Origin of the sequence: Cognatishimia activa, from assembly GCF_026016445.1 — a bacterium.
GTDB lineage: Bacteria > Pseudomonadota > Alphaproteobacteria > Rhodobacterales > Rhodobacteraceae > Cognatishimia > Cognatishimia activa_B.
In genome coordinates, this window is record NZ_CP096147.1 from 2,832,265 (window position 1) to 2,857,302 (window position 25,038).

The window sequence follows — 25,038 nt, forward strand, 5'->3', positions numbered from 1 at the left end:
GTCACCAACTGCCACTGGCCCCGCCACCGGAAGACGAGCCGCCGCCAAAACCGCCTGAGGAAGAAGACGAACTTTTCGACTTCTTCGGAATGGTGACATGTGTGTGGTATTTATCCCCGCAATGTTTGCAATTGTAGTCGACACGCTTCAGGCCGGTACTTGACGTCGTGGCATGCTCAAGGATCGTCGAATCCGCTTCAAGAGTGCGGTAGTTACAACTGCGGCAGGCCCCATAGTTTGAAAACCAGGATTTGTAACTTTCGATGGTCCGGTGATCGCATTTATCGCAGAGCCACACATCGTAATCGACGCTCTTGAGTCGCTCTTCCAGCTTCTGGCCATCCTTGAGGTATTTGTCGTCCTCAAGCTCCTCGACGCGGCGCATTTTACTGCGATCAATCGGGCAAATACGAGGCTTGTTCCGCTTCCAACGACGATAGAGACGAAACAACAGCCCCGCGACAAAGGCATAGGCCACCGCAATCCAATCACCAATTACATCCAGTCCGAAGGACAGGCGATTGCGCAATTTCTCAAAGAAGCTCGCGTTGAATTCACCCGGCCAGGCGCCACCCACTTCGTGAATAATCGCATCGACCCCACGGTTAATACCTTTCTCATATTCATCATCGCGAAACAGTGGCACGATTTTATCGTCTATGATGGCCGCCATGGCATCATTTTTTGTATCACCATAGCCAGAGCCAACTTCAATGCGCAGCACCCGATCAAGCCGCGAGACCAACAGCATCACACCATCGTTGCGCGCTGCACCCCCAACACCCCAATAGTTGAACAGACCAGTGGCAAAAGGTTCAATCTCGCCTTCATGACCATAGTTGCTCATCCGGTCTATGATAACGACGGTAAACTCGATATTGGTCTCAGATCTGAGCTCTTTCAGCTTATCGCGGATGACCTCTTCTTCCTCAATGGACAGGAGGTAGGCAAAGTCATTCACGTAAAGTTCTGTGTAGTCCGGGTAATCTTGTGCAGTTGCAGATGTCGCCGTGAAAAGCAGAAGAATTCCAACAATCAGATGTCGCAAAGAAAAAGCCCTCGAAGTCACGAGGGCTTTGTAGCAGGTTTTTCAAAAACTGTAGAGGTTTAGCCCGTCATAGAGCTGACACCGACTTTCGCCGGACGCAGCAGACGGTCATGTAGCATAAAGCCTTCGGCGGAAACCTGAATGATTTCACCCGCTTTGGTGCCCGGCACCGGCGCTTCAAACATAGCTTCGTGCTGGTTTGGATCAAACTTGTCGCCAACTTCAGGCGCAATCATTTCCAAACCGTGCTTTTTGAAGACGTTCAGCAGCTCACGCATGGTCAGCTCGATACCTTCGATCACAGCAGGCGCCGCCGCCTTCTGCTCTTCGGTGATGGCTTCCATCGCGCGTTTCATATTGTCGTAAACAGGCAGCATATCGCGCGCCAGTTTGGAACCGCCGTACATCTCTGCATCCCGGCGGGATTTGTCTGCGCGTTTGCGGGAATTTTCCGCATCCGCCAACGCCCGCATCCAGCGATCTTTGTATTCGTCGCGTTCCGCCTTCAGCTCGTCCAGCTCAATGGCTTCATCTTCCAGCTCATCCAGATCCTGCAGCTCCGCTTCCAGGTCTGCAACGTCATCAAGAAATTCTTCTTCTCTTGGCTCTGCCATATTCCACCTCTAGGTCCGGTCCGAAATCAGCTTTCCAACCAGTTGCGCCGTGTAATCCACAATCGGCACGATGCGTCCATAGTTCAGGCGCTTGGGTCCGATGACCCCAACTGCACCCACAATCTTACGATCAGCGTTCATATATGGGGAAACCACCAAAGAGGAACCCGAAAGTGAAAAAAGTTTGTTCTCAGAGCCAATAAAAATGCGCACACCGTCGCCTTGATCGGCCAATTCGAGGAATTCTGCGATATCACGCTTGCGTTCGAGGTCGTCAAACAGCGTTCTGATCAGCTCCAACTCCTCTTCACCCTGCGCATCGCCCAGCAAATTGGACCTCCCACGCACGATGAGTCGCTCTTCTGTGCCGCCATCATCAGCCCATACCGCTAGTCCTGAGTCGATCAAAGCGCGGGAGAGTTTATCGATCTCTTGCCGCCGCTTTCCAATCTCTTCGCGAATCACGGTTTGCAGTTCCGAAAGCGTGCGCCCTTCGATCAGCGAGTTTAGGAAGTTCGCCGCTTCGCGCATCGAACTCGGCGTCTGCCCCGGGGGCGGAGTGAAGAGCCGGTTTTCCACATGGCCATCTGCCATGACCAATACCACCAATGCGCGGTCATGCGCGAGGCTCACAAATTCGATGTGCCGGATCGGTGCTTCGTGTTTTGGCGCGAGTACCAAAGACGCGCCTTGTGTGACCCCGGATAATGCCGCGCCGACGCGATCGAGCATCGATCCTACATCGCCAGCATTGGCACCCAGTGTATCGTCGATCTTCTGCTGATCGCCACGATCCAAATCGCGCACTTCAAGCAAGCCGTCGACAAACATACGCAATCCCTGCTGGGATGGGATACGGCCCGCACTGACATGTGGGGAATCCAGCAGACCCAGATACTCCAGATCCTGCATCACATTGCGGATGGTCGCCGCGCTGACCTTTTCCGAAAAATCCCGCGTCAAGGTCCGCGATCCAACGGGATCTCCCGTTGCCAAATAGCCTTCGACGACGCGCCGGAACACCTCGCGGCTGCGGTCGTTCATCTCGCCCAGAATGTCTTTGCTCTCTGTCATCTGAGAATGCAGTTTAGACCGCAATCCATGAGCCTCAAGCAGAAAGCTCAATCGGGCTTGCGTCCGACCCACCTGCCCCTGTATCCCATGGCGCAACACATTACCCCATTTAAAGGATAGTCCTATGCGTCCGTCTGGCCGTCAGCTGAATGAAATGCGCGAAGTTTCCATCGAAACCAACGTCACCAAACACGCAGAAGGCTCCTGCATGATCAAAATGGGTGACACACATGTGCTGTGTACTGCGACTTTGGAAGCGCGCGTTCCACCATTCATCAAGGGCTCCGGCCTGGGATGGGTCACCGCTGAATATGGCATGCTTCCACGCTCGACTACGTCCCGCATGCGTCGCGAAGCGGCTGCAGGCAAACAAGGTGGCCGCACTGTTGAAATCCAGCGCCTTATTGGCCGCTCCCTGCGCGCCGGCGTTGATCGCGTTGCTTTGGGCGAACGTCAAATCACCATCGACTGTGATGTAATCCAAGCAGACGGCGGCACACGTTGCGCGTCCATCACCGGCGGCTGGGTTGCTTTGCGCCTCGCGGTAAACAAGCTGCTCAAAGCGGGCGAGATCACAACCGATCCGCTGATTTCCCCTGTCGCTGCGATTTCATGCGGTATCTACGCGGGCCAACCAGTGCTTGATCTGGACTACCCGGAAGACAGCGAAGCCGGTGTTGATGGTAACTTCATCATGCTTGGCAACAAAAACCTGATCGAAGTTCAGATGAGCGCCGAAGGCTCTGTCTTCTCCCGCGATCAGATGAACCAACTGATGGACCTTGCAGAAAAAGGTGTGGAAGAACTGGCCGCGCTGCAGCTGGAAGCCACTGCATGACCCGCAAGTTTGAAGGCGACCGCTTGCTGGTCGCCACCCACAACGCAGGCAAGCTGAACGAGATCACCGAGATCTTGGCTCCTCACGGCGTATCCGTAGTAGGTGCGGGTGATATGGACCTGCCAGAGCCTGAAGAAACCGAAGACACCTTTGTCGGCAACGCCCGCATCAAGGCGCACGCCGCTGCGAAAGCCACCGGCCTTCCAGCGCTCGCCGATGACAGTGGCATCACCATCGACGCCTTGAACGGCGCGCCGGGTGTTTACACAGCCGATTGGGCAGAAACCGGCAATGGCCGCGATTTCATGATGGCTATGACCCGCGCCAATGATGAGATCAACGCTGTTGGCCAAGACGCACCGCGCACCGCGCAATTCCGCTGTACCTTGGTTCTCGCCTGGCCTGACGGACATGACGAAGTCTTCGAAGGTGTGATGCCGGGGTCTTTAACCTGGCCAATCCGAGGCGAAGGTGGCTTTGGCTACGACCCGATGTTCGTGCCTGAGGGTCTCGACATGACATGCGCCGAAATGGACAAAGCAGAGAAAAACAAAATCAGCCACCGCGGCCGAGCGTTGCAAGCCTTTGTGGCAGGTTGTTTTGGCTGACGATTGGCAAAATGGGGGCTTTGGGCTTTATATCCATTGGCCCTTTTGCCAGGCCAAGTGCCCCTATTGCGATTTCAACTCGCATGTTTCCAGAGAAATTGATCAAAAACAATGGTTTAGAGGATATCTAGCCGAGTTAGACCGCGTTGGATCAGAAACCCAAGGCCGTGTTCTAAACTCAGTCTTTTTTGGTGGCGGCACACCCTCTTTGATGGACCCAGATGTCGTCGCAGAGATCCTCGCAAAGGTCCAAACGCTTTGGCCCTCGGCAAACGATCTGGAAGTCACGCTAGAAGCCAACCCCGGCTCTGTCGAAGCAGGCCGTTTCGCCGCCTACCGCCAAGGCGGCGTCAGCCGCGTCTCGATGGGAGTGCAAGCATTAAATAACCGAGACCTCCAACGCCTCGGCCGCATCCATTCCGTGGATGAGGCCAAAGCCGCTTTCGAGGTTGCGCGCACCACTTTCGACCGCGTCAGCTTCGATCTGATCTACGCCCGCCAAGACCAAACCCTGGACGCGTGGAGAGCTGAACTCCGCGAAGCCCTCTCCATGGCGATTGACCACCTGTCGCTTTACCAACTGACCATCGAAACCGGCACCGCCTTTGGTGACCGTTACGCCAAAGGCAAACTCCGCGGCCTGCCTGAAGACGACCTTGCCGCTGACATGTACCAGATCACCGGCGACATCTGCGCCGAATCCGGCCTCGGAGGCTATGAGGTCTCCAACTACGCCAAACCCGGATCGGAAAGCCGGCACAATCTGATCTACTGGCGCTACGGTGATTACGTCGGCATTGGTCCTGGCGCCCATGGTCGCGTAACTTTGAACGGTCAACGCTTTGCAACCGAGTGCTGGCGCAACCCAACCAAATGGCTCGAAGCTGTCGACACCGGCTCTGCCGAAAATGTCCGCCGCGCCATCACCCTGCCCGATCAAGCGGATGAAATGATGATGATGGGCCTGCGCCTGTCTGAAGGTGTAGATCTAGCTCGATGGGAAAAACTTTCAGGTCGCTCTTTAAATCCTGACCATCTGGCCCATCTGCAAGACATTGGCATGATCTCCCTTTCCGGCGATCGGCTTTATGCAACGCAAGACGGCCGTATGGTACTAAACACCCTGCTCGCCGAGATATTGGTGGAATGACAATATGCGGTATATTTGGGGGTCAATTGGCCTAATTGCGGTATGTCTCGGCCTTCTAGGCATTCTCCTACCACTGCTGCCAACCGTTCCGTTCCTGTTGCTCGCCGCATTCTGTTTCGCCAGAAGCTCAGAACGCCTCCATTCCTGGATGATGGATCACCCAACCCTCGGCCCGCCCATCCAAGATTGGCAAGACAGCGGAGCGATCAGCCTAAAAGCCAAAAAGCTTGCAACACTTTCTGTCGTAGCTGTCTTCGCGATTTCATGGGTTCTAGACGTAAAAGCCACGGTCCTGATTTTTCAGGCCGTGACTCTTTCTTGTGTGATGCTGTTTATTTGGACGCGCCCAGACGCCTAAAGTGTCTCTAATTCAGCAGAACTTACTGTGACGTCAAAATACGGCACAGTTCATCCAGCTGTTCCATATCTTTGTATTTGATCGTGATCTGTCCAGATTCACCGCCTGCTTTGTGGTCAATCGCAACCTTCATGCCAAGGTTCGCAGACAAATCACCTTCCAGCGCAGCAGTATCCGCATCTTTGACTGGCTTCGCCTTCTTGGGCTTATCCATATCTCCAGAAGCGTATTTCTTCACCAAAGCTTCCGTTGCTCGAACAGACAGACCCTCTTTAACAATCCGCTTCGCGATCTCTTGTGCATGATCAGACGTAATCAGCGCCCGCGCATGTCCAGAGCTCAGCTGACCCTCTTCGACCAAGTTTTGGATATCCTGTGGCAGATTCAGCAGACGCAGTAGGTTCGCGATATGGCTGCGGCTCTTGCCCAGCGCCTTAGACATCGCTTCCTGCGTATGTCCGAATTTTTCCATCAGTTGGCGATAGCCCGCCGCTTCTTCGACTGGATTCAGATCAGACCGTTGAATGTTTTCAATGATCGCAATTTCAAGGACTTCAATATCCGTGAACTCACGCACCACAACCGGCAGCTCATGCAGCTGCGCTTTCTGAGATGCACGCCAGCGGCGTTCACCCGCGACAATCTCATATTTTCCGCCCGGCTTTTCCCGCACGATCAGTGGCTGGATAACACCTTTCTCGCGAATAGAATTCGCCAGATCTTCCAAATGCTCAGGATCAAAGCGTCGACGCGGCTGATCCGGATTTGGTTCAATGTTTTCAATAGGAACAACCATATCCGGGCGTCGTGGTTCGTCTGAAGAAGCAGCCGGTATCGGAGATTCATTTACATCTGCCATCAGGGCAGACAGCCCACGGCCAAGCCCACGGGATTTGGTTCTATTTTCGGCCATGCTCAGCCCCCTAAGAAATTCTTTTTATGCGATCGCGCCGAAGTGCTTATCCAACATCTCGCGCGCCAAGGCGCGATATGCTTCTGCGCCCTTTGAATTTGGATCATACTGCAAAACAGGCTGCGCGAAAGAGGGAGCTTCAGAAACCCGCACATTTCGTGGAATTCGCGTTTCGTAAACGAGGTCTCCCAAGTTATCCCGCGCATCCTCTTCCACCTGCTGGGACAGGTTGTTGCGCGAGTCAAACATCGTCAGAACCACGCCTTCGATGCGTAGATCAGGATTGGCTGTTTGGCGAACCTCACGCACTGTCAGCATCAGCTGTGACAGTCCTTCAAGAGCAAAGAACTCGCTTTGCAGCGGGATCATTACCGAATGCGCGGCAACCATCGCGTTGACTGTCAAAAGATTCAATGACGGAGGACAATCAATTAGGATGTAGTCCCAGTCAAAGGTATCCATAGCAGGTTGGCGCAGTGCATCGTGTAATAGGAAAGACCGCTTTTCATTCGCCATTAACTCCATATCGGCAGAGCTTAGATCAACGGTTGCAGGAATGATGCCAAAGCCCTCGGAATCCACCATTTGAATAACATCATTCAGATCGATGTCGTCCACCAATAGATCGTAGGTCGTGTTGGGGCGGTCATCAATCCCAAGCCCTGTAGAGGCGTTACCCTGAGGATCCAGGTCTACCAACAAGACGCGCACACCTTCTTCAAAAAGTGCGGCTGCAAGATTGATCGTTGTTGTAGTCTTTCCGACGCCGCCTTTTTGATTGGCAATCGCGATTATTTTCGGCCCGCTGCCTCGCACTGGATCAGACACGTTTGATATCCCTGACTTTCAGTATTACTGCACCCTCTTGGGTTTCACTTTTAATCACCTCTGAGGAGAAAGACCATGATTTCTCAGCGGCTTGGACCTCTTTTTTCCAATTGACACCCTTTGGGAAAATTGCTGTGCCATTTGCCTCTAAATGACGCTCCGAAAAGCTAAGAAGGGCATCAAGATCCGCCAAAGCACGCGCGGAAAGAACATCCGCAGAATGAGGATCAGCCTTTTCGATCCGTGCTGTCACGACATCAGCTTTAACGCTGGTCTCTCGTAGAACGGTGCGAAGGAAAGTGCATTTACGGACATCACTTTCCATCATCGTAATATCCCACGGAGCAGGCAGTTCAGCATTCATAATCGCCAACACCAGTCCTGGAAAGCCTCCCCCACTGCCTATATCAAGCCACTTCCCGCCGGATGGCTGTGCCAGATTGAATAGCTGAACAGAATCCAGGATATGGCGGTTCCAGAGGTCTTTGATGGTCGACGGGGATACCAGATTGATCTTGGAATTCCACTTTTCCAAAAGTTCTGCCAGCAGCGCTAGTCGATCCAATGTTTCACGTGAAACATCGAGCTGCTCTTGAACAGATTGTGGGATCATGCTGATTTTTCCTGACGCTTACGCTGACGCAGCTTGGCTAAAAGAAGCGTTAGCGCCGCTGGGGTCATCCCATCAACACGCGCCGCTTGGGCCAAATTGCCCGGTTTTGCGCGTGATAGTTTGAGCTTCAGCTCGTTCGACAAACCCTCAATGCCATCGAATTCAAAATCAACCGGAATTGGCTGTGCCTCGTCTCGACGTACCGCATCAACATCTTTCTGTTGGCGTTGGATGTAGTTCGCATATAGCGCGTCTCGATTGAGCTGCTCTTGTACTTCCAAATCCACATCCGAAAATTCTGTATTCAGGTTTTTTAACTGTTCAAAATCCACCTCAGGGAAGGCAAGGAGCTGAAACGCACTGCGTCTCTGCCCGTCATTATTCACTGAGATTCCTGCGGCGTTGATTTTTTTCGGGGTATAGCTACTCCCCTCCAACAGCTCCCTTCCTGCGTTCAGACGGTTCATCTTATTGGAAAACACGGCCTTGCGCCCTTCCCCAACAAGACCTAACGCAAGCCCAACCGGCGTAAGTCGTTGGTCAGCATTGTCAGCTCTCAGCGAAAGTCGGAACTCTGCGCGTGAGGTAAACATGCGATAGGGCTCAGTCACACCACGTGTGATGAGATCGTCGATCATCACACCGATGTAGCTGTCAGAACGACTGAAGTGGTGAGGCTCTTTCCCTTGCGAAGCCCGCGCGGCGTTCATGCCCGCAACTAATCCCTGGGCTGCCGCCTCTTCATATCCTGTCGTGCCATTGATTTGCCCCGCCAAATAGAGGCCTGGAACATTTCGGAGTTGAAGATCAGCGGTGAGGCAACGGGGATCTACATAATCATATTCAATTGCGTATCCCGGCTGGAGGATTTTCGCATCCTCCAATCCATAAATCGAATGAACATAGTCATCCTGAACATCCACAGGTAAAGAGGTCGAAATCCCGTTCGGGTAGACGGTGTAGTCATCTGCACCTTCAGGTTCTAGAAACACCTGATGGGAGGTCTTATCCGCGAAACGAACGATCTTATCTTCAATAGAGGGGCAATAGCGTGGACCGATACCATCGATATGCCCACCATACATCGCGGATCTATCCAGATTCTCCCGAATGATCGCGTGCGTTTTTTCGTTTGTATGTGTGATGCCGCAAGAGATTTGCGGTGCGCTCACGCCTTTGGACAGGAAGGAAAACAGGACCGGGTCATCATCCCCTGGCTGGCTATCCAGTAAATCCCATTTGATGGTACGTCCGTCTAGCCGAGGAGGCGTACCGGTTTTCAGGCGTCCTAGATCGAGATCAAAGCTATCGATGCGCTCTGCAAGCTTGATGGAGGGCTTATCGCCGATCCGCCCACCAGGCCTTGAAACATCTCCGATGTGGATTACGCCACGAAGGAATGTGCCTGTTGTCAGAACGACGGCGTGTGACCGCATTTCAGAACCGTCGGCGAGTTCGATACCAGACACGCGCTGACCTTCCATGATGAAGTCCGTTGCTTCCCCTTCGACGATCGTGAGGTTCTCGCAGTTGGACATCTCACGATACATTTCTGTGCGATAGATCTTTCGGTCGGCCTGCGCACGCGGGCCCTGCACCGCTGGGCCTTTGCGACGATTGAGAAGTCGGAATTGGATACCGGCAAGGTCAGCCACTCGACCCATAACACCATCCAGTGCATCGATTTCCCGGACAAGGTGCCCTTTTCCCAGCCCACCGATAGCAGGGTTACAGGACATCACCCCGATACCTTCTTTTGTCAAAGTGACAAGGGCAGTCTTAGCACCTGCGCGGGCTGCGGCATGTGCAGCGTCGCAGCCTGCGTGCCCTCCGCCTACGACGATGACATCAAAATGTTTCACGTGAAACACTCCTTACTTACCGATGCAGAAGCTTGAGAAAATCTCATCCAGAAGATTTTCAACATCAACACGACCGACAATGGAATCCAATGCTCGAATCGCAGTTCTCAGTTCTTCTGCAGCTATATCATATTGTTCCGGACCAAACGCCAGAACGGCCTGCCCTGCTGCCAGAGACTCCGTTGCGCGTACCATAGCGACCCGATGACGTTCGCGCGTCGCAATACCCAGATTGGCAGTTCGGTTCGATAGAATACTCTGAATGTCCGAAATCAACTCAGGAACCCCTGCCCCTGTTCTTCCTGAAATCGCGCCGCGGGCTTCATCCAGCGTATCTGCCTTGCCTGTGAGCGTGATATCGTCCGGCAATGCTTTAAGTTCAGGTTCCTGACCTTCTTCTACCAAGAAAACGCGAAGGTCTGCTTGCTCAGCCCTTTTCTTTGCAAGCTCAATGCCAATACCTTCTACGTGGTCGTCGGTTTCTCGCAGGCCAGCCGTATCCAACAGTGTGACGGGCAATCCACCGAGATCCATACGGACTTCGATGACATCTCGGGTTGTACCAGCATATTCTGAGGTAATAGCCGCTTCTCGACCGGCAATGGCATTCAAGAGCGTTGATTTGCCAACGTTTGGCGTACCGACAATAGCAACCTCAAATCCAGTTCGGATGCGCTCTGCGGTTTCAACACCGATGATTTGCTTGGACAGTTCCTGTGAGACACCTTCAAGCAAGGCATCCACTTCTGGGGTGACATCGACCGGGACTTCTTCGTCTGCAAAATCGATTGTGGCTTCGATCAATGCCGCCGCGCGTATGAGATCGACGCGCCATTTCTCAGCCAAGTTTCCAAGATCACCGGACAGGACGCGCAGCGCCTGACGACGCTGGGCTTCTGTTTCCGCTTCGATCAGATCTGATAAGCCTTCAACCTGGGCGAGGTCCATGCAGCCGTTTTCCAAAGCGCGACGGGTGAATTCCCCTGCCTCTGCAAGACGCAATCCCGGCATGTCTCCCAAAACGCGCAGCAGCCGGTTAACAACAGCGACTGACCCGTGGGTATGAAGTTCCAAAACCTCTTCCCCAGTGAAAGAATTCCCTTCTGGGAAGTATAATATCAGAGACTGATCAACCCGAACCCCTTCGGAATCGCGGATCAGTTTTAGTGTTGCGAGTCGTGGCTGAGGCACCTCACCACAAAGGGCTTTTGACACATTTTGTACGTTCGGACCGGACACCCGAACGACAGCGACCCCCGATTTCCCGGGGGCCGAAGCCAAAGCAAATATGGTGTCACTGACCAGGGTCATGACGCATCACGCATTCATGGAGTCGAAGAACTCACCATTGGTTTTTGTCTGCTTGAGTTTGCCCAGCAGGAATTCAATCGCATCGGTTGTACCCATCGGGTTGAGAATGCGGCGCAGAACAAAGGTTTTCTGCAGGTCCTTCGGATCGACCAGAAGATCTTCCTTACGTGTACCGGATTTGAGAATGTCGATCGCTGGGAAGACGCGTTTGTCTGCGATCTTGCGATCCAGAACAACTTCGCTGTTACCAGTACCCTTGAATTCTTCGAAGATCACTTCGTCCATACGGGAGCCCGTATCGATCAGAGCGGTGGAGATGATGGTCAAGGAACCACCCTCTTCGATGTTCCGGGCCGCACCGAAGAAACGTTTCGGACGTTGCAGAGCATTGGCGTCAACACCACCGGTTAGTACCTTACCGGAGCTTGGCACCACAGTGTTGAATGCACGGCCAAGTCTTGTGATCGAATCAAGAAGGATCACAACATCTCGTTTATGCTCAACAAGACGCTTGGCTTTTTCGATGACCATCTCAGATACAGCCACGTGACGTGTTGCTGGTTCGTCGAAGGTTGAGGAAATCACCTCCCCCTTCACAGAGCGCTGCATGTCCGTCACCTCTTCCGGACGTTCGTCGATCAAAAGAACGATCAGGTAACACTCCGGATGGTTCGCTTCGATGCTGTGCGCGATATTTTGCAGGATCACGGTTTTACCGGTCCGCGGTGGCGCAACGATCAAGGAACGCTGGCCTTTACCAATTGGCGCAACGAGGTCGATCACACGGGCAGATTTATCCTTAATGGTTGGATCTTCGATCTCCATCTTCAGACGTTCATCCGGGTAAAGCGGAGTGAGGTTGTCAAAGGCGATTTTGTGTTTCGCCTTTTCTGGATCTTCGAAGTTGATCGAAGTCACATTTGTCAGGGCAAAGTAACGTTCCTGATCATCTGGCGCTTTAATCACACCGTTAATGGTGTCGCCGGTGCGCAGGCTGTGTTTGCGGATCATGTCAGGGCTGACATAGATATCATCCGGGCCTGGTAGATAGTTTGCCTCCGGTGACCGCAGGAAGCCAAAGCCATCTTGCAGGACTTCCAGCACACCATCACCGGAGACTTCCCAGCCTTCATCCGCGCGTTCGCGCAGAATTTGGAACATCATCTCGCCTTTACGCATGGTGGAGGCGTTTTCAATTTCCAATTGCTCAGCCATCGCCAGCAGATTTTTCGGGCTTTGTGCTTTCAGATCGGAAAGCGCAAGTTTGTTCTCGGACATAAACACACCTAACGGGCCACGCAGGCCGCGATTTTCAATTTGTAGGTCGGAAGACACTTAGCCCGGACGGGCCAGTTGCCAGAAGAGATAGGTGGATTCCTCAGCTAAGTCAAACTGAGCTCAGAATTTAACCACCACAGAGAGGACGATGATGACCATCAGTACAGTGGGCACTTCGTTCATCAGCCGGTAGCGCCGACCTTCGAGTGTGTTCTCACCGCGTTCAAAGTTTTTGCGACGTGCCATGAGCCAGTGATGGAAGCCTGTCATCAGAATAACTGCCAGCGCCTTTGTGTAGGGCCATACAGCGCTCCAATCGACAATTCCCGGGGTGAAGACCAGCAACAGACCAAAGACCCATGTAGCGATGCTTGCAGGGCCCATGATAAATCTCAGAAGCTTGTACTCCATGATCTGGAGCGTCTGATCGAGCTGATCCCCATTCTCTGCATTCTCAGCGTGATACACGAAGAGACGGGGCAGATAGAAAAGACCAGCCATCCAGCTGATTACAGCCATGATATGGATCGCCTTGGTCCAAGGATAAAGCAGTGCAAGAATATCGGACATGAGCGAGAACCGTCTGAACTAAGCCTCTCTCAAATAAATAATTATTATAAAGAAAGGAAGATGATTTGGTAGGGAGATCACTTTCTGTGGATTACTGAGTTTTCTCGGTTTTTTCCACAACCCAAGAGCGGTGGGAAAGTTTGCTCTGAAATTGAGATGCAAATTGTATTTTCTTTTTTTATCGTTATAAAACAGTATATTGTAAGAAATAAGGCGAGAATGTGACTGTGGATAAACTGTGGGATGAAATTCGTTCTTAATGATTCCATCACGCGCTGAACTTATCCCTATCCTCACGGGAGGAATCAGCGTGAAAAACTTTAAACCTGATGAGTTATCTACCGCTTGCAGCGCCGCTGGATTTACCCGAAAAATCATACTCAAGTTTTGGCACCAATTATCCAGCGGGTTATCCACATGAGTCAGCCATTGATCCTAGCAAGCGGATCAAAAATCAGGGCAGAGATGCTGCGAAACGCGGGGGTACCCTTTGAAGTAAAGACCGCCCCAGTTGACGAGGAAATGATCCGCCAAAGTCTGGAAGCGGAAGAGACACGACCGCGCGATATCGCGGATTCATTGGCGGAAGCGAAAGCGCAAAGGGTCAGCGCCAAGGTGCCCGGGGCCTTGGTATTGGGATGTGATCAGGTTCTTGACTTTGAAGGAGAGGTCTTTTCAAAGCCGAAAGATCCTGAAGATGCGCGCGCTCAATTGAAAAGACTGCGGAACCACCGCCATTCTTTGCTGTCAGCCGCCGTGATATATGAAGATAACAAACCAATCTGGCGCCACGTTGGAATTGTGCGCCTTCGGATGAGAGATTTTTCTGACGCCTTCTTAGATGATTATGTGAATCGCAATTGGGAAGACATTCGACATACAGTGGGATGCTACCAATTGGAGGCAGAAGGAGTGCGTCTGTTTACCCGCGTTGACGGCGATTATTTTACGGTTCTGGGAATGCCGCTGCTAGAGCTACTGGCCTACCTAACCCTACGAGGAGATTTGCAACGATGACATTACCAAAAATTCCTTTGGCGGCAGTTGTTGGGCATCCGATTGCACATTCAAAATCTCCGAAATTGCATGGCTATTGGCTTAAGACCTACGGCATTGCCGGACATTACATCCCGATGGATGTCGCACCGGATGACCTGGAGACGGTTCTGCGCAATATGCATAAGATGGGTTTTGTGGGCGCCAATGTTACGATTCCGCATAAAACCCGCGCTTTGGAAATTGCCGATCAGGTGACAGATCGCGCGACTTTGATTGGTGCGGCGAACACGTTGATCTTCCATGAGGATGGAAAAATCCTTGCCGACAACACTGATGGCTATGGATTTATCCAAAACCTGCGCCAATCCGCACCAGAATGGGATCCGGCCTCTGGACCAGCCGTGGTTCTGGGAGCAGGCGGCGCAGCGCGTGCAGTCGTTGCATCCCTTTTGGATGCCGGTGTGCCCGAAATTTTCATAAGCAACCGGACACGGGTGCGTGCCGAACAACTGCGCGATGATTTTGGGGCGCGGTTGAAAGTTGTGGAATGGGTGCAAGCTGGCGAAACCATGGAAGATGGCGCCACGATTGTGAACACCACGTCTTTGGGAATGGCGGGAAAACCAGAATTAAAGGTCTCTCTCGAAGGCCTCCAGGCCGGAAGCCTTGTGACGGATTTGGTTTACACACCTCTGCGCACACCATTTTTGGATGAAGCAGAACAGAGGGGCTGCGTGACCGTAGATGGTCTGGGTATGTTGTTGCATCAGGCGACACCGGGATTTGAACGTTGGTTTGGCCCACGGCCAGAAGTTACCGAAGAACTTCGTCAGGTGATGCTGACATGACATTCAAGCTCGGATTGACCGGCTCCATTGGTATGGGCAAGTCGACCACGGCGAAAATGTTTGCCGATTTGGGCTGTGCGGTTTGGGATGCAGATGCCGCTGTACATCGGATGTATTCCAAAGGCGGCGCCGCGGTTTCCCCAATGCAGGCAGTTTTTCCAACGGCCATCCAAGACGGTGCTGTGTCGCGTGATGCTCTGAAAGAGATCATCGGAACGGACCCAAGCGCACTGACGCAGGTCGAAAAAATTGTGCATCCCTTGGTGGCGGCGGATCGAGATAACTTCATTGCCAACAGCCAGTCCGAAATCACTGTCCTAGATATACCATTGCTCTTTGAAAACGGTAGCGAACAGAAATTTGACGCCGTTGTATGCGTCTCTGTTTCACCAGAATTGCAGCGAAAACGTGTTATGGATCGGGGCACTATGACCGAGGCGCAATTTGAAAGCATTCTGGCAAAACAGATGCCCATTAATGACAAAATTGCCAAGTCCGATTATGTGATTGAAACCGACACAATGGATCACGCACTTGCCCAGGTAAAGGTCGTGATCGAAGACATTAAACAAAGGTTGGCCGATGCGTGAAATCGTAATGGACACGGAAACCACGGGCTTTGACGCCGAAGGATCTGACCGAATTGTGGAAATCGGTTGCGTTGAATTGTGGAACCACATGCCAACGGGTGAGACCTATCACGTCTATATCAACCCTGAGCGCTCTATGCCGGAAGAAGCCTTTGGGGTGCATGGGATTGGTCCTGACTTACTGGAACCACCCCGTCCACCGGAGCCGGGCCAGGTATTACTGCGTGATAAACCGGTTTTTGCAAAGGTGGCTCAGTCATTTTTGGATTTCATCGGCGATGCGAAGCTCGTGATCCATAATGCGTCCTTTGACATCAAATTCCTGAACGCCGAATTGAGTCGCATGGGGTTAGCAACTATCCCCTGGGAGCAGGCAATCGATACTCTGGCTATGGCCCGCCAAAAGTTTCCGGGTGCCCGGGCAACGCTTGATGCGCTTTGTTCTCGGTTCGGCATTGATAATAGCAACCGAACCCTTCACGGGGCGTTGCTTGACTCTGAAATTTTGGCTGAGGTTTATCTTGAACTCATCGGCGGTCGGCAACCTGACTTTGCGCTTGCAAGCACGGCGGGCCAATCTAGCGGTGTTGCTCAAGACGATTGGCGACCGACAGCGCGCCCAAACCCCTTACCGTCGCGTTTGACGGAAGATGAAAAATCGGCACATGCTGAATTCGTCGAAAAAATGGGGGAAGATGCGCTTTGGAAAAAGCTGGGGTGACATCCTCGGCCCAGATGAAGCAGAACCGAGGATGTCAAAAAGATTTAGGCGTCTAGCTTCTGTTCACCAGCTGCGGCCTGACGGCGCGCGATTTCGTTGCGGTAAAGCGCAACAAAGTCGATGGTTTCCAGGTTCAGAGGCGGGAAGCCACCATCACGAGTGATGTCAGAAACAATACGACGCACAAATGGGAAGATCATGCGTGGGCATTCGATCAGAAGGAATGGGTGCAGTTGTTCTTCTGGGATCCCTTCGATCGAGAAGATTCCAACATAGTCGAGTTCCAGAACGAATAGCGTCTGATCACCACCTTTGGCTTTGTTGGTGATGTTCAATTTGATCGCAGATTCATATTGGTTTTCCTGCTGACGCTTTTTCGCGTCGAGGTTCACTTGCACCTGAACGTCAGGCTGAACGTCGCCTTGAATGCCCTTCTGCGCCAGAATGTTTTCAAACGACATGTCACGGACATATTGAGTCATGACATTCATTTTAATCTGTGGGGCTTGCGGTGCTTCTGCAGCGCCGCCGGTTTCAGGCGTGTTTTCAGCCATGGGGTTTCTCCGAAAATATCAAAAATTTGCAGGCAGGCTTAACAGAGGCGGCCACGGGCCTCAATGCTTAGTCCAACCAGAGGGGCCGCGATCAGTGTCATGGGTCGGTTTTTTAGCAGGATCAACTTCGGTGAAGTCTCCATCGATCACGTCTTCATCTTTTTGAGGGTGACCGCGGAAATGCATGTTCTGCGCGTTTCCGCCCATGTTGAAGCTTTGCACCTTAATGCGCTTGCGTGCGTAGTTCATGATCGCAACCCGAACTGGTGGCATGAGAAGAGCAAAACCAACAGCATCGGTGAAGAAACCCGGTGTCAGCAATAAAGCGCCGGAAAAGAGGATCATCGCACCATGCGCCAAAGGTTCCGTAGGATCATTCAACTCATTGAAGGACTTGCGCAGATCGCCCATTGCCATCGCGCCCTGATTGCGCACCAGCCAAGTGCCCAGAATAGCTGTTAAAACCACAATCGCCAGCGTTGGGAGGAGCCCAATCGCGCCACCGATTTGGATAAACAAACCGATTTCGATCAAAGGTACGGCCAAAAAGGCCAAAAACAACCACATCTTATGAACTCCTTGTCACTTCGCGCGTGTGGACTTGACTGCGCGTGTGACATACATAAGTCCGGTACATGTTGATTTCTACGTCCAAGACGAGGTTCTAATGAATTCGCCCCTACTTCAGCTTTTGGTATTGGCCGGCATCGCCGTCTTTTTGATCCTGCGGCTGAGAAATGTGCTTGGCACCCGTGATGGGTTTGAGCCTCCCCGTGAAACGACTGTTCAGCAACGTCGTGGCCCTGAACTTGAAGTGATCGAAGGTGGCCCAGATCGGGACATCACAGATCACGTGGAAGAAGGCTCTTCTTCTGCGGAAGCTCTGGGCAAGATGAAATCCGCAGAGCCGGGCTTTGGCGTCAGTGACTTCTTGGGTGGCGCAAAGGGCGCTTACGAGATGATCCTGATGGGCTTTGAAAAAGGCGATCTATCCGGTGTGAAAGATTTCTTGGCAGACGATGTTTACGAAGCGTTCGATGGCGTTGTGAAAGCCCGCGAAGAGCAAGGCCTGACCATCGATGCTGAATTCATCGGTGTCCGGGAGACCACGTTGCAGGAGGCAACTTTTGACGATGCAACGCGTGAAGCTGAGCTGACCGTGAAATTCATCGGCGAGCTGACCTATGTCGTGCGCAATGCCGAGGGTGAGATTGTCGAAGGCAGCGAGACCCAGGTGAAACGTCAGAAAGACGCTTGGACCTTCGCGCGTACCATGGGTGCTGACGATCCTAACTGGCAGCTTGTTGCCACGGGCGAATGATTGCGGCGCTTCGGGCGGCATTGGTTGCAGGGGTTGCGATGATGTCAAACATCGCAACCGCTGAGACGTCTTACACGATTTTAGACTACAAAGACCTTGATGGTTGGGAGCGCGACGATCACCACGCCGCGCTTCGTGTATTTCAGAACACTTGCCCCGACCTTGATGCGCCCGACTGGCGTGCGATCTGTGCGGCCGCCCCGACCTTTGGCAATGCAAAGAAGTTCTTTGAGCTTCTGTTTCGACCAGTCCTGATCGAGGATGGGGTCGATGCGAAATTCACCGGCTATTTTGAGCCGGAACTGCACGGATCTCGTGTACCAACCGCGCGTTATCGCTTTCCGGTTTATGCCAAACCACCAGAAGTGCGTTTGGGCCAAAGGTTCATGACTCGAGAAGAGATCGAAACCACCGGCGCTTTGGTTGGTCGCGGATTGGAAATCGCCTGGGTTGATGACTCGGTTGAGCTGTTTTTCCTTCAAATCCAAGGGTCTGGCCGTATTCGTTTGCCGGATGGTAGCGCCATTCGCGTAGGTTATGGCGGAGCCAATGGGCATCCCTATCGTTCTGTTGGCGCAGAACTCGTGAGGCGTGGGACCTACGCCAGCCATCAGGTTTCTGCGCAGGTCATCCAGAATTGGGTGAAACGGAACCCTGTCGATGGGGCTGAGTTGCTACGGCACAACCCATCTTACGTTTTCTTCCGCACGGTGAACCAAGTCCCCGCCCATAAGGGGCCTTTGGGGGCCATGAACCGCTCAATCACAACCATGCGGTCTGTTGCCGTTGATCCAGCCTTTACCCAACTCGGCGCGCCAGTTTGGGTAGAGAAAGACGGTGATGATCCAATCCGCCGTTTGATGATAGCGCAGGATACAGGATCAGCCATCAAAGGCGCTCAGCGGGCGGATATTTTCTTTGGAACGGGTGATGAAGCCGGTCGTAAGGCCGGTCGTTTGCGGGATCCTGGGCGGATGATTGTTTTGCTCCCAATCCAGCGGGCCTACTCGCTTTTGCCTGAGGCGGTGATGTGAAACGCAAAGGCCTGAGTGATGAAGACAAGGCGTTGTGGAAAAAGGTTTCCGAAACCGCGGAACCTTTGCATCCCCCGAAACGCAAACCAGTCAGCCCAGAAGATCGCCCCTTGCCGATGCCAAAACCGGTAAAAGTGGAAGTAACGCAGTTGCAGCCATTTCAGCTGGGCGCGAAGGCCAAGAAAAATGCCAAGAACCATGACTTGATGCCGTCGATTTCGGATCGCGTCGGAAATCAGCCCGTGCAGATGGACAAAAAGGCTTACGGCCGCATGACCAAAGGCAAGCTGACCCCGGAGGGACGGATTGACCTGCACGGTATGACCCTGGATCAGGCGCATCCTGCCCTGATTGGCTTCGTGATGCGCTCCTATACCGAGGGCAAACGGCTCGTGCTGGTGATCACGGGCAAAGGCAAAAGCAAGCGCGATGACGGGCCGATCCCGGTGCGACGCGGCGTGTTGAAACATCAGGTTCCACAATGGTTGCAAATGGCGCCTCTGCGTTCAGTGGTCTTGCAGGTTCGTGAGGCGCATCTGAAACACGGTGGCTCTGGCGCCTACTATGTATATTTGCGTCGGCGCGGTTAACCCGATGTATTCGACAGGGCCTCGACCGGCTCCAGCTTCCAAAGCACTGCGCGGCCCATGGTTTCCTTGGTGACTGCAATGCGCCGCTGTCCTGCGTCTAGTTCCAAAGTCGTACCGCTTTCTTCTTCCAATAGACGCAGAACACCACCGCTATTGATAAAATCTAGCAATGCCGGTGATGTCGCGATGGCAAAATGATCGGTGTTTCTGCCTTCTCCGAAAGCTGAAATATCAAATACCAGAATTGGGTAGTCTGCCAGCGCAGCTATGTCACTGTCGTTTCCCAAGCGGCTGGGGCGCCCGCTGATAACGCCCGAAACCTGCAGCGCCACATCACGTTCTGAGACGAATAGCATAAAGGGCTGTGGCAGAGATCGAAGTTTTGCAAGCTGGCTTTTGAATACATCGATATCGATGTCCGGCACGATCAGCGCCACTCCGAACAGATTTTTTGATGCCCAGCCGGGGCTTTCGATTTCTATTTGGCGCAGCGCTTCCATCGTCAACAAAGCCCCCATTGAATGGGCAAGCACGAAGGGCTTTGCCTTTGTACCATCTCGGGTTGCTTTCAGCGTTTGAACGAGTGCATCTCGGCTGAACAAAGTGCTATCGCGATCATGGCCGTAGCCCACAACTTTGGCCGCGCTGGGCCATGCGAAATTCACGTGGGTCGAAAAGGTTTCTACGTCGTGACGCATCTGCGCCTGACGATATAGAGCCTCGGAATAACTGTTGTTGAACCCATGCACAAAAACCATCGCGTTGCGATTTTCAGCAGGGAGGCCGCGGGTCTGATGCGATAGCGCGGTTTCAAAACCGGACTCACCTTTCAGAATTTGCAGTGACGCGATTGAAAAGTGTTGCTGCGGATCTGGATTATTGTGTCTGATGCGTAGCGTTCCCGGTACATGCTCTGCTGGAACAACCACTGTCGCCTTTTGATAGACGAGATCCTCAGATCTGGACTTTCCGTAGCCGGAGGATTCAGAGTTAGGTGCGCGGTTTGTGGCGACAAATATCTGATGCGGTGTGCCGATGGAGCCGGCATCAGGCTTCAGTATCAATTGTTCCCTTTCGGCGCAGGCCGCTAAAAACGAAAGAACAAGAACGCTTAATAACCAAAATCGCATAACAGCCTACCAGCTCATACCCTGGCTGAACTATCGGCAGCCAGGGTAAATGAGGCAACTAAAACCTAAAGCACGTAGCGCGACACATCTGTTGATTTTGACAGCTCGCCAAGGTGTTTCTCAACAAACGCCGCATCCACAGAAATATCTGTTCCCGCCTGATCAGGTGCTGTGAAGCTAAGATCTTCGAAGACCCGCTCTATCACAGTGTAAAGTCGCCGTGCGCCGATGTTTTCGACGGATTGGTTCACGTCTGCCGCGATCTTAGCCAGCGCCGCGATGCCGTCATCGGTGAAGGTCACCGCGACTTCCTCGGTTGCCATCAATGCAGAATACTGACGGGTCAACGCATTATCGGTCTCCGTCAGAATGCGCACGAAGTCCTCTTCGGTCAGGGCGCGCAATTCTACGCGGATTGGCAGACGGCCTTGCAGTTCTGGCAGCAGGTCAGACGGTTTCGCAATGTGGAAAGCACCGGATGCGATGAACAGGATGTGGTCAGTTTTCACCGGGCCATGCTTTGTGGAAACAGTTGTGCCTTCGATCAGCGGCAGCAGGTCGCGCTGCACCCCTTCACGAGAGACATCACCACCGCGCGCATCAGACCGGGCACAGACTTTGTCGATCTCATCGAGAAAGACAATGCCGTTTTGCTCCACTGCTTCCAGTGCCGCTTTGGTGACAGTCTCATCATCCAGCAGTTTGTCGGCTTCTTCGCCAATTAATACGTCGTAGCTTTCTGCAACGGTCATGCGTTTCTTAGTAGTGCGGCCACCCAGCGCTTTGCCGAAGATATCGCCTAGGTTCATCATGCCCATTTGCCCACCCGGCTGGCCCGGTATGTCAAACATCGGCATCGGATTAGAGGTATCGGAAATCTCAAGATCGATAACCGTATCATCCAGCTCGCCCGCGTGCAGTTTTTTGCGGAACATCTCACGCGTGCCTTCGCGCGCGTCTTCACCGGCAATGGCGGTGATCACGCGTTCTTCGGCAGCGTTCTGCGCGTTGGCTTTGACCTCATCACGCATGTATTCGCGGGTCTGCATAATGGCCGCGTCGACTGGATCACGCACGATCTGTTCAACGTCGCGGCCTACGTAACCCACTTCGGTGAACTTCGTGGCTTCGACCTTGATAAACGGTGCTTTGGCAAGCTTTGCCAGACGCCGGGAAATCTCGGTTTTACCAACGCCGGTTGGCCCGATCATCAGGATGTTCTTCGGGTAGACTTCATCGCGTAGATCATCAGAGAGCTGCTTGCGACGCCACCGGTTGCGCAGGGCCACAGCGACGGCACGTTTGGCGTCTTTTTGGCCGATGATGAAACGGTCGAGTTCTGAGACGATTTCGCGAGGGGTCAGGTCAGTCATGAGTATCCATTACGAGTGGGCAGGCGGTAGCCGCTTCAGCGGCAGAACACCTGAGAATGTTTTCAGGAGTGCAGCGCGGATGCGAGCCCAGAAGGCCCCCAGCGCCACAAGGAAGATACCAAGGAACAGGATCGTCAGTCCCGCACCGTCTCCTTCAAAGACAGTGAAGGCCAGGGCGACGACATAGCCAATGGCGGTGATTAGGAAGGACCGGCGGTCAATGATGATCGCGATCAAGGCGAAGGCCAGCAATACGACTAAAAGAACGGCGTTGCTTTCGCTCTCCATCAGTGCAAGCGCAAGGGTGTTAACTAATGCAGGCGCAGCAACGACGTGCAGCCAGAAACCCTGCGCCGACCGTCGGGTGACTCGGTGCGGATCAGACATGTCAAAAACCATTGCGACAACGAAAACCGCGAGGCCCACAGCCAGCGTGATCCATGCGAAGGGGCCCTGCGCGCTGAGGCGGAAGATATCGGTGATATCTGCCGGCGTGCCCGCGCTATTGGCACCAATGATCATAGCGAGGCCAAAAATACCAAGCGCAATTAGCGCCATGGCGAAAGGCACGCGGAAGCGCCACCAATAGACGGTCAGGGCCGCGACGCTGGCTCCCATGGCGATTGGCAGAGAAGAAAAGTCCTCCTGAGCAACCATGAAAGGTTCCGCAAAATAGGCAGCGCAGCCAGCGACAGCATTCCCGGCAAACATGATCGACAGGGCAATCGCTGGGGCAACCATACGACGGATGCGAATAAAGTATTCCGAAATACCCCAGATCACTAACCCGCCAATAACAGTCGCTGTCAGGATGTGAGATTGATAGTTCACAATCTCGGTCGCCATGGTCACGGAATTCACTGTGATCCAGCCCGCAGCTAAGATCACCAGACCAACGACGATGAAGATTTCATTGAACCCTTTGAACAGCTCAAATGGTTCATCTCCTGGTGCAAGGCCTTCGCGGGCACCACGTCGGCTATCGGCCAAAGCCCGCAATGACACTGCTTGGGCTTCGGTCAACAGACCCGACTCAACAGCGGCCCGGAGATCATCAGATGCGATCATGCAGAGATCTTCTCCACGGTCAGGCGGCCATTTGTGTAGACGCAGATATCAGCCGCAATCGCCATGGCATCGCGCGCAATGGTTTCAGCGTCTTTGTCGCTGTCCATCATACCGCGGGCAGCAGCCAGGGCGAAGTTACCGCCGGAACCAATTGCTGTCACGTCGTGCTCAGGCTCCAGAACATCTCCTGCACCAGTGATGACGAAGATGTCTTTACCATCCGAGACAATCAGCATGGCTTCCAGCTTTTGCAGATATTTGTCAGTCCGCCAATCCTTGGCCAATTCCACAGAGGCGCGTGCAAGCTGGCCGGGGGTCGCTTCGAGTTTGGCCTCAAGCCGTTCCAGCAAGGTGAACGCATCCGCAGTTGATCCTGCAAACCCCGCGACAACCTCATGTCCGCCCGGTTTCAGGCGACGTACCTTGCGTGCCGTGCCTTTGATCACCGTCTGACCAAGGCTCACCTGCCCGTCCCCAGCGATCACAACCTCGCCGCCTTTATTGACGCCAATGATTGTGGTGCCGTGCCAGCCTGGGAATGCGTCGTCTGCCATAAGGATCTCCGTAATTTCGTCCACAATATATGGGCCGCTGATTCACGAGGTGCAAGACAAAGCCCATGTTTTCAAGTTGCCTAAAAGATATGCACTCAGCGCAATACGGACATTTGCGATGGGCATTTGTTCGACTCAAGCCTTGCTCGTAGGAAGGCCTTGCAACCGACGTTGGGTCGGCTGACGCACAAAGGACACGACACATGGCTTCTCAAGCTATCGCAGCGCAAGCGCCTTTCGGAGCTGTCAACGCACTCCGGGAGTACAACCTCGCCTCTGAAATCTTCACGGGCATCGTCACCTGGTATCAAAAACATAAGACCCGTGAGGAGCTGATGAAGCTGACAGATACGCAGCTGGATGACATCGGTTTGGCACGCAAAGATCTGATCTAAAGTTTCGATCCTTCGTCGTGAGACGCCGGATCAACGGAAAGCCGCTCTTACCCCTCAAGAGCGGCTTTCCACTATTTTAAGCTTCTGAAAGCTTCCATTTACCGGTTTGGTCCGGCACGAAAGCTTCAATGGCCGCGGTCGCGATGACATGGCAGGTGCCGGCTTCTTCGTGATCGACATTCAGTCCGCCTTTAACGGCTGTGACCTCTGCCACACCGCGGGGCAGATCGGCGGCGACCGCCTCGCAATCCACTTTTTCTGGCTCAGCGACGCCGATTGTGACCTTCACACTCATCTCTAGATGATCCATGCCAATGCTTGGGAAGAGTGTAATGGATGAGTGATGCAACGCGTCTTGTACAGCGCGCTTCGCGGCCTTTGTGTAGTCCTTTCCGTAAAGATCGTTGCCGGTGCCCATTTCAAGGATAATACGTTTCTTGCTCATTGGGCTGGCTCCATATCGAAAGATACGATGATGGCGGCATTGGCGATCACGGTGTTCCCGTTGCGATGCGGGGCATTTACGTCCAGCCCGCCCTCTTCCACGATGATATTCGGCTGCCCATACGGGAAGATCTTTTTCAGCTCGGCCACATCTACCTGATCAGGTTTCGCACATCCGATCTTGGCATCAATAATCATGGCGCTTTTCTCAAAACCAAACAGTTCTGCCATATTGATGGAGTTGTGCCAGAGCGCATCCTTCAGGGCGCGGCTGGCAGCTTGGGTGTAATCTTCGCGGCGCAGGGATGTGCCCATCCCGAACTCGACCAGCACTCGTTTTTTGGCCATGGGG

The 25,038-nt window shown here is 53.3% G+C and carries 30 protein-coding genes; 12 read left to right on the forward strand and 18 right to left on the reverse strand.

Going from position 1 to position 25,038, the window contains the following annotated elements:
- Position 1: 1 nt before the first annotated feature.
- The 3 genes from M0D42_RS14120 to hrcA are packed head-to-tail and all read right to left on the reverse strand — an operon-like array spanning position 2 to position 2,736.
- Complete coding sequence (locus tag M0D42_RS14120) at positions 2-1,048, reverse strand: TPM domain-containing protein (RefSeq protein ID WP_265019247.1); 1,047 nt, start codon at positions 1,046-1,048, stop codon at positions 2-4.
- A gap of 59 nt (positions 1,049-1,107) precedes the next feature.
- A complete protein-coding gene (locus M0D42_RS14125) occupies positions 1,108-1,662 on the reverse strand; it encodes a nucleotide exchange factor GrpE (RefSeq protein WP_265019248.1) in 555 nt (184 codons plus the stop codon).
- Positions 1,663-1,671: 9 nt separating this feature from the next.
- Positions 1,672-2,736: a heat-inducible transcriptional repressor HrcA gene (hrcA, locus tag M0D42_RS14130; protein WP_265019249.1), complete on the reverse strand. Its 1,065-nt coding sequence runs from the start codon at positions 2,734-2,736 to the stop codon at positions 1,672-1,674.
- Between the two features lie 124 nt (positions 2,737-2,860).
- Here hrcA and rph point away from each other — a divergent pair, with 124 nt between their 5' ends.
- From rph to M0D42_RS14150, 4 genes are read left to right on the forward strand one after another with little or no spacing between them, the layout of a single operon-like run.
- Complete coding sequence (gene rph, locus M0D42_RS14135) at positions 2,861-3,574, forward strand: ribonuclease PH (RefSeq protein WP_265019250.1); 714 nt, start codon at positions 2,861-2,863, stop codon at positions 3,572-3,574.
- Entirely contained in the window at positions 3,571-4,182 is a 612-nt protein-coding gene (gene rdgB / locus M0D42_RS14140) for an RdgB/HAM1 family non-canonical purine NTP pyrophosphatase (protein WP_265019251.1), read from the forward strand. Before rph ends, rdgB begins: the two co-directional genes overlap by 4 nt.
- A complete protein-coding gene (hemW, locus tag M0D42_RS14145; protein WP_265019252.1) occupies positions 4,175-5,332 on the forward strand; it encodes a radical SAM family heme chaperone HemW in 1,158 nt (385 codons plus the stop codon). The genes rdgB and hemW overlap by 8 nt, the downstream gene beginning before the upstream one ends.
- Before the next feature lie 4 nt (positions 5,333-5,336).
- Complete coding sequence (locus M0D42_RS14150) at positions 5,337-5,690, forward strand: YbaN family protein (RefSeq protein ID WP_265019253.1); 354 nt, start codon at positions 5,337-5,339, stop codon at positions 5,688-5,690.
- Between the two features lie 22 nt (positions 5,691-5,712).
- Here the strand turns inward: M0D42_RS14150 and M0D42_RS14155 are convergent, their stop codons facing one another.
- The 7 genes from M0D42_RS14155 to hemJ all read right to left on the reverse strand — a co-directional run bounded on the left by M0D42_RS14155 (position 5,713) and on the right by hemJ (position 13,065).
- Positions 5,713-6,603, reverse strand: a complete 891-nt coding sequence (locus M0D42_RS14155) for a ParB/RepB/Spo0J family partition protein (RefSeq protein ID WP_265019254.1) — start codon at positions 6,601-6,603, stop codon at positions 5,713-5,715.
- A 24-nt stretch (positions 6,604-6,627) separates the two neighbouring features.
- Complete coding sequence (locus M0D42_RS14160; protein WP_265019255.1) at positions 6,628-7,431, reverse strand: ParA family protein; 804 nt, start codon at positions 7,429-7,431, stop codon at positions 6,628-6,630.
- Positions 7,424-8,044, reverse strand: coding sequence for a 16S rRNA (guanine(527)-N(7))-methyltransferase RsmG (gene rsmG / locus M0D42_RS14165; RefSeq protein ID WP_265019256.1), 621 nt, complete (start codon positions 8,042-8,044; stop codon positions 7,424-7,426). The genes M0D42_RS14160 and rsmG overlap by 8 nt, the downstream gene beginning before the upstream one ends.
- Positions 8,041-9,906, reverse strand: a complete 1,866-nt coding sequence (gene mnmG, locus M0D42_RS14170) for a tRNA uridine-5-carboxymethylaminomethyl(34) synthesis enzyme MnmG (RefSeq protein ID WP_265019257.1) — start codon at positions 9,904-9,906, stop codon at positions 8,041-8,043. The genes rsmG and mnmG overlap by 4 nt, the downstream gene beginning before the upstream one ends.
- 12 nt (positions 9,907-9,918) lie before the next feature.
- Positions 9,919-11,217, reverse strand: a complete 1,299-nt coding sequence (mnmE, locus tag M0D42_RS14175; RefSeq protein WP_265019258.1) for a tRNA uridine-5-carboxymethylaminomethyl(34) synthesis GTPase MnmE — start codon at positions 11,215-11,217, stop codon at positions 9,919-9,921.
- A 6-nt stretch (positions 11,218-11,223) separates the two neighbouring features.
- Positions 11,224-12,495 (reverse strand): transcription termination factor Rho, encoded by a 1,272-nt coding sequence (gene rho, locus M0D42_RS14180; protein ID WP_265019259.1) that lies wholly within the window; start codon positions 12,493-12,495, stop codon positions 11,224-11,226.
- A 120-nt stretch (positions 12,496-12,615) separates the two neighbouring features.
- A complete protein-coding gene (gene hemJ, locus M0D42_RS14185; protein WP_265019260.1) occupies positions 12,616-13,065 on the reverse strand; it encodes a protoporphyrinogen oxidase HemJ in 450 nt (149 codons plus the stop codon).
- Between the two features lie 417 nt (positions 13,066-13,482).
- Here hemJ and M0D42_RS14190 point away from each other — a divergent pair, with 417 nt between their 5' ends.
- From M0D42_RS14190 to dnaQ, 4 genes are read left to right on the forward strand one after another with little or no spacing between them, the layout of a single operon-like run.
- The gene (locus M0D42_RS14190) at positions 13,483-14,082 is read left to right on the forward strand and encodes a Maf family protein (RefSeq protein WP_265019261.1); all 600 of its coding nucleotides are present in this window, start codon (positions 13,483-13,485) and stop codon (positions 14,080-14,082) included.
- Complete coding sequence (locus tag M0D42_RS14195) at positions 14,079-14,912, forward strand: shikimate dehydrogenase (protein WP_265019262.1); 834 nt, start codon at positions 14,079-14,081, stop codon at positions 14,910-14,912. Before M0D42_RS14190 ends, M0D42_RS14195 begins: the two co-directional genes overlap by 4 nt.
- Positions 14,909-15,502, forward strand: coding sequence for a dephospho-CoA kinase (gene coaE, locus M0D42_RS14200; RefSeq protein WP_265019263.1), 594 nt, complete (start codon positions 14,909-14,911; stop codon positions 15,500-15,502). Before M0D42_RS14195 ends, coaE begins: the two co-directional genes overlap by 4 nt.
- On the forward strand, positions 15,495-16,223 hold the full coding sequence (gene dnaQ, locus M0D42_RS14205) for a DNA polymerase III subunit epsilon (protein ID WP_265019264.1): 729 nt from the start codon (positions 15,495-15,497) through the stop codon (positions 16,221-16,223). Before coaE ends, dnaQ begins: the two co-directional genes overlap by 8 nt.
- A gap of 44 nt (positions 16,224-16,267) precedes the next feature.
- Here the strand turns inward: dnaQ and secB are convergent, their stop codons facing one another.
- Positions 16,268-16,777 carry a protein-export chaperone SecB gene (secB, locus tag M0D42_RS14210; protein WP_265019265.1) on the reverse strand — a complete coding sequence of 170 codons (510 nt, stop codon included), beginning with the start codon at positions 16,775-16,777 and terminating at the stop codon, positions 16,268-16,270.
- 60 nt (positions 16,778-16,837) lie between these two features.
- Positions 16,838-17,344, reverse strand: coding sequence for an FxsA family protein (locus tag M0D42_RS14215; RefSeq protein WP_265019266.1), 507 nt, complete (start codon positions 17,342-17,344; stop codon positions 16,838-16,840).
- A gap of 100 nt (positions 17,345-17,444) precedes the next feature.
- Between M0D42_RS14215 and M0D42_RS14220 the strand changes: the two genes are divergently transcribed.
- From M0D42_RS14220 to M0D42_RS14230, 3 genes are read left to right on the forward strand one after another with little or no spacing between them, the layout of a single operon-like run.
- On the forward strand, positions 17,445-18,098 hold the full coding sequence (locus M0D42_RS14220; protein ID WP_265019267.1) for a Tim44/TimA family putative adaptor protein: 654 nt from the start codon (positions 17,445-17,447) through the stop codon (positions 18,096-18,098).
- On the forward strand, positions 18,095-19,132 hold the full coding sequence (locus M0D42_RS14225; RefSeq protein ID WP_265019268.1) for a murein transglycosylase A: 1,038 nt from the start codon (positions 18,095-18,097) through the stop codon (positions 19,130-19,132). Before M0D42_RS14220 ends, M0D42_RS14225 begins: the two co-directional genes overlap by 4 nt.
- Positions 19,129-19,722: a Smr/MutS family protein gene (locus M0D42_RS14230; protein WP_265019269.1), complete on the forward strand. Its 594-nt coding sequence runs from the start codon at positions 19,129-19,131 to the stop codon at positions 19,720-19,722. The genes M0D42_RS14225 and M0D42_RS14230 overlap by 4 nt, the downstream gene beginning before the upstream one ends.
- On the opposite strand, the gene M0D42_RS14235 is transcribed toward M0D42_RS14230, so the two are convergent.
- The 4 genes from M0D42_RS14235 to hslV all read right to left on the reverse strand — a co-directional run bounded on the left by M0D42_RS14235 (position 19,719) and on the right by hslV (position 23,847).
- Positions 19,719-20,786: an alpha/beta hydrolase gene (locus M0D42_RS14235; RefSeq protein ID WP_265019270.1), complete on the reverse strand. Its 1,068-nt coding sequence runs from the start codon at positions 20,784-20,786 to the stop codon at positions 19,719-19,721. The genes M0D42_RS14230 and M0D42_RS14235 overlap by 4 nt on opposite strands.
- Before the next feature lie 131 nt (positions 20,787-20,917).
- The gene (hslU, locus tag M0D42_RS14240) at positions 20,918-22,225 is read right to left on the reverse strand and encodes an ATP-dependent protease ATPase subunit HslU (protein ID WP_265019271.1); all 1,308 of its coding nucleotides are present in this window, start codon (positions 22,223-22,225) and stop codon (positions 20,918-20,920) included.
- 9 nt (positions 22,226-22,234) lie between these two features.
- A complete protein-coding gene (locus tag M0D42_RS14245) occupies positions 22,235-23,293 on the reverse strand; it encodes a hypothetical protein (protein WP_265019272.1) in 1,059 nt (352 codons plus the stop codon).
- Positions 23,290-23,847: an ATP-dependent protease subunit HslV gene (hslV, locus tag M0D42_RS14250; RefSeq protein ID WP_265019273.1), complete on the reverse strand. Its 558-nt coding sequence runs from the start codon at positions 23,845-23,847 to the stop codon at positions 23,290-23,292. Before hslV ends, M0D42_RS14245 begins: the two co-directional genes overlap by 4 nt.
- Positions 23,848-24,050: 203 nt before the next feature.
- On the opposite strand from hslV, the gene M0D42_RS14255 reads away from it, so the two are divergent.
- A complete protein-coding gene (locus tag M0D42_RS14255; RefSeq protein ID WP_265019274.1) occupies positions 24,051-24,242 on the forward strand; it encodes a DUF1127 domain-containing protein in 192 nt (63 codons plus the stop codon).
- A 76-nt stretch (positions 24,243-24,318) separates the two neighbouring features.
- Here the strand turns inward: M0D42_RS14255 and M0D42_RS14260 are convergent, their stop codons facing one another.
- Complete coding sequence (locus M0D42_RS14260) at positions 24,319-24,687, reverse strand: Lin0512 family protein (RefSeq protein ID WP_265019275.1); 369 nt, start codon at positions 24,685-24,687, stop codon at positions 24,319-24,321.
- Positions 24,684-25,034 (reverse strand): Lin0512 family protein, encoded by a 351-nt coding sequence (locus tag M0D42_RS14265; RefSeq protein ID WP_265019276.1) that lies wholly within the window; start codon positions 25,032-25,034, stop codon positions 24,684-24,686. Before M0D42_RS14265 ends, M0D42_RS14260 begins: the two co-directional genes overlap by 4 nt.
- Between the last annotated feature and the right edge of the window lie 4 nt (positions 25,035-25,038).

Coding starts and splice junctions, on each gene's coding strand:
- rph (WP_265019250.1), top strand. CDS start 2,861: ATGCGTCCGTCTGGCCGTCAGCTGAATGAAATGCGCGAAGTTTCCATC.
- mnmE (WP_265019258.1), bottom strand. CDS start 11,217: ATGACCCTGGTCAGTGACACCATATTTGCTTTGGCTTCGGCCCCCGGG.
- M0D42_RS14155 (WP_265019254.1), bottom strand. CDS start 6,603: ATGGCCGAAAATAGAACCAAATCCCGTGGGCTTGGCCGTGGGCTGTCT.
- M0D42_RS14150 (WP_265019253.1), top strand. CDS start 5,337: ATGCGGTATATTTGGGGGTCAATTGGCCTAATTGCGGTATGTCTCGGC.
- M0D42_RS14245 (WP_265019272.1), bottom strand. CDS start 23,293: ATGATCGCATCTGATGATCTCCGGGCCGCTGTTGAGTCGGGTCTGTTG.
- rdgB (WP_265019251.1), top strand. CDS start 3,571: ATGACCCGCAAGTTTGAAGGCGACCGCTTGCTGGTCGCCACCCACAAC.
- M0D42_RS14255 (WP_265019274.1), top strand. CDS start 24,051: ATGGCTTCTCAAGCTATCGCAGCGCAAGCGCCTTTCGGAGCTGTCAAC.
- coaE (WP_265019263.1), top strand. CDS start 14,909: ATGACATTCAAGCTCGGATTGACCGGCTCCATTGGTATGGGCAAGTCG.
- secB (WP_265019265.1), bottom strand. CDS start 16,777: ATGGCTGAAAACACGCCTGAAACCGGCGGCGCTGCAGAAGCACCGCAA.
- M0D42_RS14215 (WP_265019266.1), bottom strand. CDS start 17,344: ATGTGGTTGTTTTTGGCCTTTTTGGCCGTACCTTTGATCGAAATCGGT.
- M0D42_RS14220 (WP_265019267.1), top strand. CDS start 17,445: ATGAATTCGCCCCTACTTCAGCTTTTGGTATTGGCCGGCATCGCCGTC.
- M0D42_RS14190 (WP_265019261.1), top strand. CDS start 13,483: ATGAGTCAGCCATTGATCCTAGCAAGCGGATCAAAAATCAGGGCAGAG.
- M0D42_RS14265 (WP_265019276.1), bottom strand. CDS start 25,034: ATGGCCAAAAAACGAGTGCTGGTCGAGTTCGGGATGGGCACATCCCTG.
- hslV (WP_265019273.1), bottom strand. CDS start 23,847: ATGGCAGACGACGCATTCCCAGGCTGGCACGGCACCACAATCATTGGC.
- hrcA (WP_265019249.1), bottom strand. CDS start 2,736: ATGACAGAGAGCAAAGACATTCTGGGCGAGATGAACGACCGCAGCCGC.
- rho (WP_265019259.1), bottom strand. CDS start 12,495: ATGTCCGAGAACAAACTTGCGCTTTCCGATCTGAAAGCACAAAGCCCG.
- hslU (WP_265019271.1), bottom strand. CDS start 22,225: ATGACTGACCTGACCCCTCGCGAAATCGTCTCAGAACTCGACCGTTTC.
- M0D42_RS14225 (WP_265019268.1), top strand. CDS start 18,095: ATGATTGCGGCGCTTCGGGCGGCATTGGTTGCAGGGGTTGCGATGATG.
- M0D42_RS14125 (WP_265019248.1), bottom strand. CDS start 1,662: ATGGCAGAGCCAAGAGAAGAAGAATTTCTTGATGACGTTGCAGACCTG.
- M0D42_RS14260 (WP_265019275.1), bottom strand. CDS start 24,687: ATGAGCAAGAAACGTATTATCCTTGAAATGGGCACCGGCAACGATCTT.
- M0D42_RS14195 (WP_265019262.1), top strand. CDS start 14,079: ATGACATTACCAAAAATTCCTTTGGCGGCAGTTGTTGGGCATCCGATT.
- rsmG (WP_265019256.1), bottom strand. CDS start 8,044: ATGATCCCACAATCTGTTCAAGAGCAGCTCGATGTTTCACGTGAAACA.
- hemJ (WP_265019260.1), bottom strand. CDS start 13,065: ATGTCCGATATTCTTGCACTGCTTTATCCTTGGACCAAGGCGATCCAT.
- dnaQ (WP_265019264.1), top strand. CDS start 15,495: ATGCGTGAAATCGTAATGGACACGGAAACCACGGGCTTTGACGCCGAA.